Source organism: Diaphorobacter sp. LI3 (assembly GCF_022807955.1).
GTDB classification, from domain to species: domain Bacteria; phylum Pseudomonadota; class Gammaproteobacteria; order Burkholderiales; family Burkholderiaceae_C; genus Diaphorobacter; species Diaphorobacter nitroreducens.
On sequence record NZ_CP094346.1, the window covers coordinates 871,406 to 884,637 of the forward strand.

The window sequence follows — 13,232 nt, forward strand, 5'->3', positions numbered from 1 at the left end:
GCACCCCGGCGCCCGCGGTGGCGAGCGCCTGCGCGGTCGCGCCGCCTGCCAGTTATGCCGCGTAGGGGTCCGCGAAGCCCAACTCCTGCAGGATGGCGGTCTCGTACGCCTCCATTTCCTGCGCGTCCTGTTCGCTGGTTTCGTGGTCCCAGCCCTGGGCGTGCAGCGTGCCGTGCACCAGCAGGTGGGCGTAGTGCTCCTCTAGCGTCTTGTTCTGCTCGCGGGCCTCGCGCTCGACCACGGGGGCGCAGAGCACCAGATCGGCCACGGCCACGGGCTCTTGCTGGTAGTCGAAGGTGAGCACGTTGGTGGCGTAGTCCTTGTGGCGGAACTCGCGGTTCAAGCGCTGGCCTTCCTCGGCGCCCACGATGCGCACGGTGATCTCGGCATCCACGGCCAGGGCGTGGCGGATCCAGCGCGCAACCGCGTGGCGGGGCAGGGTGGCGCGGTGCGCGGTGGCCTCCGCGTCGCGTGCAAATTGGAGGGACAGGGACAATTGGTTCAAAGCCATTTTTGCCTCCAGCGCTTATCTATCAAGCGCAAGCAGCTATGAATTTATGAGCTTTTGGCCGGCGCCTACTCGCCTGCGCCGCGGCGGCTGCGCTGCGCGTCGTAGGCATCCACGATGCGCGCCACCAGCGGGTGGCGCACCACGTCGGCGCTGGTGAAGCGCGTGACGGCGATGCCCTTGACGCGCTTCAAAACCCGCTCGGCGTCGATCAGGCCGCTCATCGCGCCCTTGGGTAAGTCGATCTGGCTCACGTCGCCTGTGACCACCGCGCGCGCGCCGAAGCCGATGCGCGTGAGGAACATCTTCATTTGCTCGGGCGTGGTGTTCTGCGCCTCGTCGAGGATGACGAAGGCGTTGTTCAGCGTGCGCCCGCGCATGAAGGCCAGCGGCGCGATCTCGAGCGCATTGCGCTCGAAGGCCTTCTGCACGCGGTCAAAGCCCATCAGGTCGTACAGCGCGTCATACAGTGGGCGCAGGTACGGGTCCACCTTCTGCGTCAGGTCGCCCGGCAGGAAGCCCAGGCGCTCACCAGCTTCCACGGCCGGGCGGGTGAGCACGATGCGCTGCACGCTGCTGCGCTCCAGCGCATCCACCGCGCAGGCCACGGCCAGGTACGTCTTGCCGGTGCCCGCCGGCCCGATGCCGAAGGTGATGTCGTGCGTGGCGATGTTTTCCAGGTAGGTGGCCTGCGTGGGCGTGCGCGCGCGCAGGTCGGCGCGGCGCGTGGTGAGCTGGATGGCGCTGGCTTCGTCATCGCCCTGCATGCTGGCGTCGCCGGCCAGCATGAGCTGCAGGTGTTCTTCCTTGATGGGGCGATCCGCCATCTCGTACAGCGCCTGCAGCAACTCCATGGCTTGCGTGGCCTTGGCCTTGGGGCCGTCCACCTTGAACTGCTCGTGCCGGTGGGCGATGGAGACCTGCAGCGCCGCCTCGATGGTGCGCAGGTGCACATCGGCAGGGCCGCACAGATGGGTCAGGCGCGTGTTGTTATGGGGGGTGAAGGTGTGGCGCAGGATCACGCTGATAATTCCGGTCGAAGTTCCGCGGCGGGTGTCCGGCGCGGCAAAGGACATCCATGATAGGCAAATTGACCGGCACGCTGCTGGAAAAGAACCCCCCCGAGGTGCTGGTGGACTGCCACGGCGTGGGCTACGAGGTGCAGGTCAGCATGAGCACCTTCTACAACCTGCCCGCTGTGGGTGAGCGGGTGAGCCTACTCACGCAGTTCATCGTGCGCGAGGATGCGCAGCTGCTGTACGGCTTTGGTACGGCGCAGGAGCGCCAGGCGTTTCGCGAACTCATCAAGATCAGCGGCGTGGGGCCGCGCACAGCGCTGTCCATCCTCTCGGGCATGGGCGTGGCGGACCTGGCGCAGGCCGTTTCGCTGCAGGAAGCAGGGCGCCTGGTCAAAGTGCCGGGCATCGGCAAGAAAACCGCCGAGCGGCTGCTGCTGGAGCTGAAAGGCAAGCTGGGCACGGACGTCGGCGTGCGCGCGCATGCGGCCAACGACAACCAGGCCGACATCCTGCAGGCGCTGCTGGCCCTGGGCTATAACGACAAGGAGGCCGCCGCTGCGCTCAAGGCGCTGCCGGCGGATGTGGGAGTGAGCGAGGGGATCAAGCTGGCGCTGAAGTCGCTATCCAAATAGTTCTTACGTAGAGGAGAGAGCAATGCAATTACTGACAACAACTGCGGCGCAATGGGCCGCGATACCCCTGGTGCTGGCCTTGTCCGCTTGCGGTGGAGGTGGCGGCGGCAACGACATTCCCTCTCCTGCGCCTCCGGTGGCGGGCGACCGCATCGAGCCCTACGACCCCAGCGGCACGGCCAAGGTGGCCACCTCGCAGCAGCCGGTGAGCCCGGTCGTCAGTGCGCAGGCAACCCGCACCATCGCCCTCGGCGCGCTCACGGCCGTGAAGGGCGTGGTCTCCGCCACTCCCGGAACGCCCTTGCAGATCGGCGAGGCGCGCAGCGTGGCGGACACCGCCACCGTCGCGGCCACTGCGGCCCTGCTGCGCTGGCAACCGACGGCGCGGGGCACGCAGGCCGCAGCGCTGCGCTTCACGGCCGACGGAGCGTATGGCGTGCGTCTGGGCGTGCTCGTGCAGTCGCTGCCCGAGGGCGCGGTGCTGCGCTTCTACGGCGAGCAGGGAGCGGGGGCCATGGAGGTGCGCGCGTCCGAGCTGCAGGACATGGCCGCGCGCAATGCGCGTGGCGGTGCGGATGACACCACCGCGCGCACCTATTGGAGCCCGGACTTCAGCGGCCCGCAGACCACACTGGAAGTGGAGATTCCCGCTGCGGCCTCGCCAGCGGCCGTCCGGCTGTCCGTGCCGCGGCTGTCGCATTTCACGCTGGCGCCCGCACAGGCCGAGCAGGCCTTTGCCCAGAAGGTGGGCGAGTCGGGCAGTTGCAACGTGGACGCGACCTGCCGGCCGGAGTTCAACGACCAGAGCCGCTCGGTGGCGCGCATGATCTTTGTGCGCGACGATGGCAAGAGCTACCTGTGCACCGGCACGCTGCTCAACGATGCGGCGTCCAGCGGTACGCCCTACTTCCTGAGCGCCAACCATTGCATTTCCACGCAGTCCGTGGCGTCCACGCTCACCACGGACTGGTTCTACCGTTCCAGCACCTGCGGCACCGCCACCGTGAACCCCGCCACCGTGCGCGTCACCGGCGGTGCGGCGCTGCTGCACGCGTCGGCCACCACGGACACGGCCTTCATGCAGCTCAACAGCCAGGCGCCTGCCGGCATCGTCTATGCAGGCTCGTACTTTGGCGGGGTGGGCGTTGGCACGGCGCTGGCGGGTGTGCACCATCCCCAGGGCGATCTGCAGAAGGTCAGCCTGGGCTCCGTGCAGCGCTACAGCACGTGCGTGGACAACAGTTGCCGTTCCAGTAATGCGGACGACGGCACCTTCCTTACGCTGGGCTGGCAGGAGGGCACGACGGAGGGCGGCAGCAGCGGCTCGGCCGCGTTCGTGACGTTTGGCGAGCGCCGCTATGTGGTGGGCCAGCTTCTGGGCGGAACCGCCAGCTGCGCTGCGCGCGACGGCGTGGACTATTACGGTCGTTTCGACACCAGCTACCGCACGGCGCTGCGGCGCTGGCTGAATCCGACGGCGGCCAACTAGGGCCTGTTCACACTATTTTTGCCAGTGCGAATGGCGTGAAAACCGCGCCAATCTAGGCGCGTGACGACGCCAAGGCCGGGGCCTTGGCTAGGAGGGCAACGACGCGTGGCGCGGTTTTCACTCCGTTCCCTCCGGGTTGCGATCAAAAAGGGCCATTCGCGGCGTTGCCAAGCCTCGCTGGGGTAGCACCCCAGCTTCGTTTGGCGCCTTGCGCCTGGCCCTTTTTGATCGCAACGCATCTGGCAAAAATAGTGTGAACAGGCCCTAACCCACCAGCACCAGCCCGGGCGGCAGGCTGTCGCCCAGGCTGCGCTGCTGGTCCTCGGCCTCCATGGCCGTGGGCTGTTCCACCAGCGCGATCCAGCGTGCGGGCGCGTGGGTGGCGCGCATCTTTTCCAGCACTTCGGTGCGCAGAGCGTCGGGCAGGTCGCGGGCGCGGTCGCCGGTCATGCGGGCGATCTGCACGGCGGCGAACAGGGCATGCTCGTTGTGGCGCCAGTCCTCGCGCAGCGTGGCATGCAGAAACTCGGCCGCGGCCTCGGGCGGCATCACGCGGTGGGCGTTGGCTGCCAGCGGCTGGCGCGCGGCCAGGCGGCCGATGGCCCACCAGGTCTGTGCGGACTCATCGGGCCGCAGCAGGCGCTGCAGCATCCACTGGCCCATTTCCTGGCGGTACTGCCAGGGCACGGCCTCCATGGCGGCGAACAGGCGCAGCATGTCGTCGTAGCTGCCCCACGCGGCCTTGCCCTGGCTGCGTTGCACGGTCTTTTGCATGCAGCCGGCCACCGCTTCCAGCACCTGCATCTGCTGCGCCTCGTCCAGACCCGCGGCCACACGGCGCCAGAACACCCACCATTCGGTCCAGTTGGCGGCGTCCTGGCCGTGGCCCAGGCCCGGGGGATAGAGCTGCCAGACCTGCGCGATGCGCCACGCGTCCAGCTCGGCGCCCACCCCCGGGCGCAAGCACCAGCCTGCCAGGTTGAGCCACGTGCGTTCATGCTCGGGCGTGCGCCGGCGGCGGCGCGCACGCGCCAGCAATGCATCGAACAGCGCGCGCAGCAAGGCCACGTCCCAGCCGACGCGGGGGCCCAGGAGTTTTTCCAGCGACTGGCGCAGCTGGCGCACCTCCTTGGGCGCCACGTCCTGTGCCTGGGTGCCGAAGATGCGGTCGATCAGCGCCAGCGCCTGGGGCAGGCGTGAGGCTTTAACCTCCGAGCCTTTTTGGCCGCTGACGCTTTCTGGTTCTGTGCGGGAAGCTATCGATTTGGAAGCGCCATCGGTGCCCGCCGCGCCGCGCACGGCGAAGGGCAGCAGCCAGGATTGGTCCGCCTCCTGCGTTGCCACGCAGCGCACCTCCAGCGTGCCCACCTCGGTCATGCAGGCCTGCAGCTGCACCTCCACCTGGGCGGTGGCGCGGCCTTCGGGTGCGGGCAGCACCGTGGCCAGCGGCGGCAATTCCGCCCAGCCGTCGCCCTCCAGCGGTGCGATCTGCCCGGCCTGCGCCTGGCCCTGGCTGCGCGCCACCAGCGCGAAGCGCACGGCCTGGCCCAGCCGCAGCGCGAAGCGCCGGCTCGTCAGGACCAGGCGCACGCCTTCTTCGGTGCCGCGGGGCAGCAGGCAGATGCCCTGCGGCGCAGTGCCCGCCTTGCCCGGCAGTACCAGCCAGTAACTGCGCGCCGAGCCGCCGCCGATGCGTGGGACTATGGTTTTAGGAGCTGCTGGCGCTTGTTCTGACTGGGCTGTGTGTGTATTTGATGATGAATGCTGCGCCAACCCGTACGCCGCGGCACCGCGCGCCACGGCCCAGTCGGGATGCGGGTTGTGCAGCACGCGGGGCGGTGCGCCGCGCCAGTGCGCAAGCACCTCCGTGAGCCGCTGCACCAGCGCCGGCGCATGGAATACCCCGCCGTTGAGCAGCAGGGTGTCGGGCAAATCGCCCCCGGCGTGCTGCGCCAGGAACTGCGCCAGATGGCGCGTGATGGCCGCGTCGGCGGGGTAGGGCAGGCCCAGCCCGCGCAGCGCACCCTGGCGGCGCGCCGGGCGATCGCCAATCGGCACCTGCGGCAGAAAGCCTTCCACCACGCATTGCAGCACCTGCGCGCGTGTGAGCGTGGCCGTGTGCGTCTGCGCCAGCATGCGGCTGCCCGCGCCCAGCAGCGTGACTGCGGCGCTGTCGGGGGCGCCGTCGGCCAGCAGCAACTCCTTGGCCTGCCGGCAGCGCTGCACCAGTTGGGCAAAGCGCGCGGCGGGCAAACGCGCGGCGGGCAAACGCGCGGCGGGCAAACGCGCGGCGGGCAAACGCGCGGCGGGCAGGTGGCCACCGTCGCCGGCGAACTGCGGCTCCAGCAGGTGCGCCAGCGCCAGATCCATGTTGTCGCCGCCCAGCATCAGGTGCTCTCCCACGGCGATGCGCGTCAGCCGGGGCGTGCCGCCGGCCTGCGTGTCCACGCGGATCAGCGTGAGGTCCGTGGTGCCGCCGCCCACGTCCACCACCAGCACCAGGCGGCAGCCCGCCAATTGCGCGGCCAGTTGTTCGCCTTGCAGCGCCAGCCAGTCGTGGAATGCGGCCTTGGGCTCTTCCAAGAGCTGCAGCGCTGGCAAGCCGGCCAGGCGTGCGGCTTCCAGCGTGAGCGCACGCGCGCCCTCGTCGAACGAAGCCGGCACGGTGAGCACCAGGTCTTGCGCATGCAGCGGCGCATCGGGGTGGGCGGCGTCCCATGCCGCGCGCACATGTGCCAGGTACGACGCGCTGGCCTGCACCGGCGAGACCCGGGCCACGTCCTGCGGCGCGCCCCAGGGCAGGATGGGCGCCGTGCGGTCCACGCCTGGGTGGGACAACCAGCTTTTGGCACTTTCCACCAGCCGCCCTGGCACGGCTGCACCCAGGTCGCGTGCCCAGCGGCCGAGGGTGGCGGGTGCGTCGTCCGTGGCCTCCAGGGGCGGCCAGGGCTGTCGCCACGCCTCGCCCAACTCGCCGGGTGCCGCCTGGTAGCGCGCCGAGGGCAGCAGCGGCTGCGCCTGCACCTCGCCCGCCGCGAGGCGCTGCGGGATGGGCAGCAGTGCGATGTCCGCCGCGCGGCCTTCCAGCGGCGCATAGGCGCAGGCGGTGTGGCTGGTGCCCAGGTCGATGCCGACGATGTAGCGCTTCACCCGGCTAAGCCCATGAAGACAGCGCGCGTGCGATGCGCGCGTTGAACCGCTGCACCTGGGCGGCGGACAGGCGCTCGGCGCCATAGAGCGAGAGCATGTCGAAGGCACTGCGTGGCGCGCAGGTGCCCAGCAGCGCGGTCTTGAGCACGCGCCGCACAGGCCGGCGCAGCACCAGCCGGTCCACCCACCAGGGCGACCCCAGCGTGGTGATGGCCAGTGTCCTGCGCAGCCGGTGCAGGCGGGGGCGGATGGGCCCCAGGTCGCTCGCATGGTCGTAAGCCACGCCGGGCGCCCATACGCGGTCGAACCAGCCCTTGAGCACCGCCGGAAAGCCGAACCACCAGGTCGGAAAGACCAGCACCAGCGCCTCAGCCAGCAGCAGCCGGTCGATCTGCGCTTGCACGGCGCCGCCGTCGAAGGCCGTGCCGTAGTAGCTGCGGCGCTCCGCCGCCGTGAGCGCGGGCGCGAATCCCGTGCGGCACAGGTCCTCCACCTGCACCGTGTGCCCTGCGGCGGTGAGGGTGCGGATGGCTTCCTGCGCCAGCGAATGGCACAGGCTGTCCTCCAGCGGATGCGCGATGACGACCAAGCAGTGCATGGCGCTGGCGTCAGGCCTGTGTCTGGGCGCGCACGTCGAACTCCACCTTCCAGCGCTCATGGCCTCCCACGGGCACGGCGCTCAGCTCCAGCGTGCCGATGTCGGTCACGCGGGCGTGCAGGGTGACGGGTACGACCTCGCCGGGCGTGCGGCCCTCGGGGGGCAGGTGGGCCTCGATCTCCTGCAGTTCCACCAGCTCTTCGGGTCCCCAGAAGTCCAGCAGCGTGCCCACGGTGTCGCCGCGGCGCACGCTGGAGCCGAAGAAGCGCAGCCGCACCGGCTCGCCCACCACCAGGCCGAATTCCTGGGCATGCAGCGCGACCTCGGTGCCTTCCTCCATGCCGAACGGCGCCAGGCACAGGGCGCTCAGGGGCGGCTCCATGCCGGGAATGGCGGGCATGTTGCTCTCCACGCCCACGTAGTAGCTTTGCGCCGTGCCGCCGCGGATGCGCACGCCGCGCCCCGCCGCAGTGACATGGCCGAAGTACGCCGCGCCGCGTGCCACGGCCAGGTCCAGCTGAGCGCCTTCCAGCAGCCGGGCCGGGACGGCGCCCTCGGCAGCCAGCCAGCCGTTGATGACACCGACGATGCGCTCAGCGATCTGGGGGGCCTTCAGCACGCCCCCGTTGAACAGAAGGGCCGTGGGGTGCAGGAAGCTGGCGCCCCCCGCTTGCCTGCCGGCCAGGCCAGGGATCTGTGCCGTGGCATCCAGCTGGCGCGACAGGAAGGCCGCCAGGTGGCGCGTGACGGCCGCGTCCTGCGCGTAGGGCAGGCCCAGTTGCGTGAGCGCGCCGCGCGCGCGGGTCAGCGGCTTGTCGCCCACGGCCACCTGCGGGAAGAACCCCTCGACCAGCACCGCCTGCACTTCGGCGCGCGTCACCTCGGTGCGGATGCTGCCGCCGATCAGCTTGCTGCCGCGGCTGGGGACGACCACGGGCACGGATGGCAGCGCCTCGTCGGCCAGCAGCAGCTCCTTGGCTGCGCGGCAGCCATGGGCCAGGGCGCGGGTCTGCCAGGCGTCCAGCGGCTTGCCCTCCTGGGCCAGCTTGCGCGCCACGCCATAGGCCAGGGCCAGGTCCATGTTGTCGCCGCCCAGCAGGATGTGCTCGCCCACCGCCACGCGCTGCAGTTCCAGGGCGCCGTCCTTCTCCAGCGCCGCGATCAGCGACAGGTCCGTGGTGCCGCCGCCCACGTCCACCACCAGAATGACGTCGCCGCTGGCGACCTGCTTGCGCCACCCGCCGCCGCTGGCCTGGATCCAGCTGTACAGCGCGGCCTGGGGCTCTTCCAGCAGCGTCAGGCGCTCCAGGCCGGCGGCGCGGCAGGCCTCGGCCGTCAGCTCGCGCGCGGCCGGGTCGAACGATGCGGGAATGGTGACGGTGATGTCCTGCTGCTCCAGCGGCGCCTCGGGGTGGGCCTGGTTCCAGGCCCAGCGCAGGTGCGACAGGTAGCGCGCCGATGCGGCCAGGGGCGACACGCGCGGCACCTCCGGCGGCGCATCGGGCGGCAGGATGGGCGCACGCCGGTCCACGCCCGGGTGGCACAGCCAGCTCTTGGCGCTGGACACCAGGCGGATCGGCGTGGCCGCGCCGCGCGTGCGCGCCAGCTCGCCCACCACGCCGTCCTGGCCTGCGCCGCCACCGGGCAGCGCGGTGTCGGCGGCGCTCAGCTCGCTCTCGTGCGGCAGGTACAAGAAGGAGGGCAGCAGCGGCCGCGCCTCCACGCTGGCCGGTCCGGTGACTTGCGGAATATCCAGCACCTGCTGCACGACGGTGTCGCCGTCGCTGGCGTGCCGGTCCACGTACGACAGCGCGCAGTGCGTGGTGCCCAGATCGATGCCGATGCTGTACTGGGCGTTGTTTTTGCCTGTAGCGCTTGCAGGGTAAGCGCTGGCAGCTATGGTTTCAGGAGCGTTGAGCATATCCGCGTTCACAGCTCCACCTCGGCCTGGGCCAGCACGGCGGCGGCCCGCGGGTCGGTGAGCTGCGGCAGGCGCACGGCGGTCGCCTTCCAGCCGCGGTGGGTCAGCTGGCCCGTGAACGGCGCCTGGCCGAGCACATTGCCCGTGAGGCGCACGGCCGTGGCGTCAAAGCCGACCGGCAGGGTGACGTGGCTGCCCTCGCCCTCGGGGCGCACGGCCTCGATGGTGAAATGCTCGCGCAGCACCTTGCGGCAGCCCTCGTGGACCACGCGCGCGGCGGCGCCGATCTCGGCATCGGAGTAGGGCGCCACGTCTTCCTGCAGAAAGTCCACCAGGCGCGCCTCGCGCTGCAGCAGGCCCAGCAGCTGCAGCGCGGCGGTGTCGGTGGCGACTTCGACGCGCTTTTCCACCACTTTCTCGACGGGCACCTCCACGCGGACCTCGACGATCTTCTCCACGATTGTCTCCACGGGCACTTCCACCCGCACTGCCTGGGGAGCCGGCGGCGCCACGTCGGCGGCCAGCGCTTCACCCGCGCGCAGGCGCTGGATGTCGGCGGCCAGGCGGCCGTTGCCCAGGATGGCGAAAAAGCTGCCGATGGCGATGGCCATGCGGCTCAGGAAGGAGGGGTGTGCTGGAGTGTTCATGGGCTGTCGCTGCAAGGGGGCGCCGGGCCGAGGCGGCGCGGCGCACAGGGGCGGGTGCGGCGTTCGAGTGGTCCGGGAGGGGGACGGGGCTCGCCCGCGCGCGGCGCGCGAAGGCGGCGATGTTACCGAAAGGCGGCTATCCCTGGCCCGCGCGGGGTGGCGGCGCGGCCCGGCTGCACGGGGGAATGGGGGACAATGCACGCGCCCTTCCTGGTCCGCTTCGCATGACGATCCATACCGACGACTTTGCCCCCTCTCCCCCTCCGGCGCGCGAGCGCGTGGTGTCGGCCGCGCCGGCCTCCTCACAGGAGGAAGCGCTGGAGCGTGCGCTGCGCCCCAAGCTGCTGCAGGAGTATGTGGGTCAGGCCAAGGCGCGCGAACAGCTCGAGATCTTCATCGGCGCGGCCAAGAAGCGCGGCGAGGCGCTGGACCATGTGCTGCTGTTCGGCCCGCCGGGCTTGGGAAAAACCACGCTCAGCCACATCATCGCCACCGAACTGGGCGTGAACCTGCGTCAGACCAGCGGCCCCGTGCTGGAAAAGCCCAAGGACCTGGCAGCGCTGCTCACCAACCTGGAACGCAACGACGTTCTCTTCATCGACGAGATCCACCGCCTTTCGCCCGTGGTCGAGGAAATCCTCTACCCCGCGCTGGAGGACTACCAGATCGACATCATGATCGGCGAGGGGCCGGCCGCGCGCAGCATCAAGCTGGACCTGCAGCCCTTCACGCTGGTGGGCGCCACCACGCGCGCGGGCATGCTCACCAACCCGCTGCGCGACCGCTTCGGCATCGTCGCGCGGCTGGAGTTCTACACGCCCGATGAATTGGCGCGCATCGTCATGCGCTCGGCCGGCTTGCTGGGCGCGCCCATCGACGCCGAGGGCGGCATGGAGATCGCGCGCCGCTCGCGCGGCACGCCGCGCATCGCCAACCGCCTGCTGCGCCGCGTGCGCGACTATGCCGAGGTGAAGGGTTCGGGCCACATCACCCTGGACATCGCCAACCGCGCGCTGACCATGCTGGACGTGGATCCGCAGGGCTTCGACGTGATGGACCGCAAGCTGCTGGAGGCCGTGGTGCATCGCTTCGACGGCGGCCCCGTGGGACTGGACAACATTGCCGCCAGCATCGGCGAGGAGAGCGGCACTATCGAGGACGTCATCGAGCCCTACCTGATTCAGCAGGGCTATCTGCAGCGCACCCCACGCGGGCGTGTGGCCACGCTGGCCGCCTACCGCCACCTGGGCGTGGCGCCGCCGCGCGCCGCGGGCGGGCTGTTCGAGTCCGCCTGATCGCTCAAGCCGCGTGGGGGGTGAGCGGCTGCGTCCGCGCGTCGGCTTGGTGCGCCGCGCCGCGGGTCAGCGCTGTGACCATCCCGCTCACGATGAGCACCTGGGCCGCATAGTAGGTGGCCAGCACCCACAGCTGCGACAAGGGCAGCGGCTGCACGAAGCGGTTGGTGGCCAGCAGCGAATCGCTGAGCATGAAGCAGCACGCGCCCAGCGCCACCGCAAGCGACGAGCGCTCGCGCAGCGCCGCGTGGCGCCCCCAGGCCTGCGCCGCCATCAGCGCGATCACCACCACATACACAGCCACCGGCACCCGCAGCGCGGCCGGCAATCCGCCGTGCCAGAGGAAGGCGTACATGCCGATGCCCAGCGCCAGCGTACCCCCGAGTGCCCCGCGGTGGCCGAACCACCCCACGCCCTGCTTGAACAGCGCGATGTAGCACAGGTGCGCCAGCAGGAAGCTCACCAGGCCGGGAATGAACAGGTGCTCTGACAGCATCAGGAACACGTCGCCCGCCAGCGAACCCAGCAGCGCGCCCAGCAGCAGCAAGTATGAGCGGTGCAAGCCAAAACGGCCTGTAGCGCTCATTGGATAAGCGCGAATAGCTACATAAGTGATAGCAATCGCCATGGTCAGCGGCTTGAACAGCAGGTGCCACGCCGTGAACCCCAGCGCGCTGGTCGCCGTGGCCAGCGCCCCGGCTTCGATCATCAGCGCCAACCCCATGCCAATGCGCCCCTGCATGGCCGCGCCCAGCGCCCACTGGCAGGCCAGCAGCGTGGCGAACCACACGGCGTTGGTCGCCAGCGGTGCGCCGTCGGCCTGCCACAGGAATGCCGCCACGCCCGCCAGCAGCAGCACGAACTGCACGCCGGCAAACCAGCGCAGCGGCGCGGACAGGGGCGGGTCGAACAGGGGCATGTCGTGGAGGTGGAAGGCCGGCTTGGGAAAGCGCTGCGCCACGTCGGCGGGGCGCCAGCCGGGGGCTTTCAGCCACACGCGCAGCTTGTCCGCCCAGCGGCTGGCGTGCCAGCTGTCGTGCAGCAGGCCCGCATACACCTGGGCGTTGGCCCAGAGCGGGTCCCAGCTGTTGAGCAGGCCGCGCGTGCCGTACACGCATTTCTCCCGCGGGTCCTCGTCCTTGAAGGTACCGAACAGGCGGTCCCACACGATCAGGACGCCGCCGTAGTTTTTGTCGAGGTAGCCGTCGTTCACGGCGTGGTGCACGCGGTGGTTGCTGGGGCTGCAGAACCAGCGGTCGAACCAGCCCAGCCGCCCCACCTGCTCGGTATGCACCCAGAACTGGTACAGCAGGTCGACCAGCCCCACCACCACGAACACCAGCGGCGGCACGCCCGCCAGCGCCATCGGCAGGTAGAACACCCAGCCCAGGACCGCGCCGGAACTGGTCTGGCGCAGCGCGGTGGACAGGTTGTAGTCCTGGCTCTGGTGGTGCACCGCATGCGCGGCCCACAGCACGGCCACTTCGTGCCCCATGCGGTGCAGCCAGTAGTAGCAGAAGTCGTAGAACACCAGCGCGATGAGCCAGCCGTGCCAGGTGGTCCAGAACGCCTCGCTGCGCCACAGCGCCAGGTGCTCATAGGCCAGCGTGTACAGCCCCACGCGCAGCAGCACGGTGAACACCGCGCTGGTCTGGCTGAGCATGCCCAGGCTGACGCTGCTCACCGCATCGGCCAGCCGCAGCGCGGGCCGTCCGCGCCAACGGCCGATGGCCCATTCCAGCGCCATGAGGGCGAGGAACACCGGGGTGACGAGGACGATGATCTGGCTGCCGGACATGGGAACGATTGTGGGCTGCAGCCAAGCCCGCCGCGAGGAGGGCAACCCTTAAGCGCCTGCGCCTGAAAATCGGGTAGGTGGGCCTGGCTGCGCTGAAGGGGGCCGCGCCCTTCCACGCCGCCGTAAGGCGACCCGCGTCGCCGTCATCGCTGTCCGTTCCGGCCGCCGGGGCCCG

10 protein-coding genes are annotated in these 13,232 nt (G+C 70.3%); 3 read left to right on the forward strand and 7 right to left on the reverse strand.

Annotation, left to right across the window (positions count from 1 at the left end; all coding sequences use genetic code 11):
• Positions 1–52 precede the first annotated feature (52 nt).
• Positions 53–511: an rRNA maturation RNase YbeY gene (gene ybeY / locus MRB47_RS04080; RefSeq protein WP_011806796.1), complete on the reverse strand. Its 459-nt coding sequence runs from the start codon at positions 509–511 to the stop codon at positions 53–55.
• Positions 512–576: 65 nt separating this feature from the next.
• Positions 577–1,530 carry a PhoH family protein gene (locus MRB47_RS04085; RefSeq protein ID WP_041838940.1) on the reverse strand — a complete coding sequence of 318 codons (954 nt, stop codon included), beginning with the start codon at positions 1,528–1,530 and terminating at the stop codon, positions 577–579.
• Between the two features lie 56 nt (positions 1,531–1,586).
• Between MRB47_RS04085 and ruvA the strand changes: the two genes are divergently transcribed.
• Positions 1,587–2,159 carry a Holliday junction branch migration protein RuvA gene (gene ruvA / locus MRB47_RS04090; RefSeq protein ID WP_252101970.1) on the forward strand — a complete coding sequence of 191 codons (573 nt, stop codon included), beginning with the start codon at positions 1,587–1,589 and terminating at the stop codon, positions 2,157–2,159.
• A 22-nt stretch (positions 2,160–2,181) separates the two neighbouring features.
• On the forward strand, positions 2,182–3,648 hold the full coding sequence (locus tag MRB47_RS04095; RefSeq protein WP_252101971.1) for a trypsin-like serine peptidase: 1,467 nt from the start codon (positions 2,182–2,184) through the stop codon (positions 3,646–3,648).
• 264 nt (positions 3,649–3,912) lie between these two features.
• On the opposite strand, the gene MRB47_RS04100 is transcribed toward MRB47_RS04095, so the two are convergent.
• The 4 genes from MRB47_RS04100 to MRB47_RS04115 are packed head-to-tail and all read right to left on the reverse strand — an operon-like array spanning position 3,913 to position 9,964.
• Positions 3,913–6,798, reverse strand: coding sequence for an Hsp70 family protein (locus MRB47_RS04100; RefSeq protein ID WP_252101972.1), 2,886 nt, complete (start codon positions 6,796–6,798; stop codon positions 3,913–3,915).
• A 4-nt stretch (positions 6,799–6,802) separates the two neighbouring features.
• Positions 6,803–7,396 carry an NAD(P)H-dependent oxidoreductase gene (locus tag MRB47_RS04105; RefSeq protein ID WP_252101973.1) on the reverse strand — a complete coding sequence of 198 codons (594 nt, stop codon included), beginning with the start codon at positions 7,394–7,396 and terminating at the stop codon, positions 6,803–6,805.
• Between the two features lie 10 nt (positions 7,397–7,406).
• Positions 7,407–9,317, reverse strand: coding sequence for an Hsp70 family protein (locus MRB47_RS04110; RefSeq protein WP_252101974.1), 1,911 nt, complete (start codon positions 9,315–9,317; stop codon positions 7,407–7,409).
• 8 nt (positions 9,318–9,325) lie between these two features.
• Complete coding sequence (locus MRB47_RS04115) at positions 9,326–9,964, reverse strand: DUF2760 domain-containing protein (RefSeq protein ID WP_011806789.1); 639 nt, start codon at positions 9,962–9,964, stop codon at positions 9,326–9,328.
• 224 nt (positions 9,965–10,188) lie between these two features.
• Between MRB47_RS04115 and ruvB the strand changes: the two genes are divergently transcribed.
• Positions 10,189–11,259: a Holliday junction branch migration DNA helicase RuvB gene (ruvB, locus tag MRB47_RS04120; protein ID WP_011806788.1), complete on the forward strand. Its 1,071-nt coding sequence runs from the start codon at positions 10,189–10,191 to the stop codon at positions 11,257–11,259.
• A 4-nt stretch (positions 11,260–11,263) separates the two neighbouring features.
• Here ruvB and MRB47_RS04125 read toward each other — a convergent pair whose 3' ends face one another.
• Complete coding sequence (locus MRB47_RS04125; protein ID WP_252101975.1) at positions 11,264–13,057, reverse strand: lysoplasmalogenase family protein; 1,794 nt, start codon at positions 13,055–13,057, stop codon at positions 11,264–11,266.
• Between the last annotated feature and the right edge of the window lie 175 nt (positions 13,058–13,232).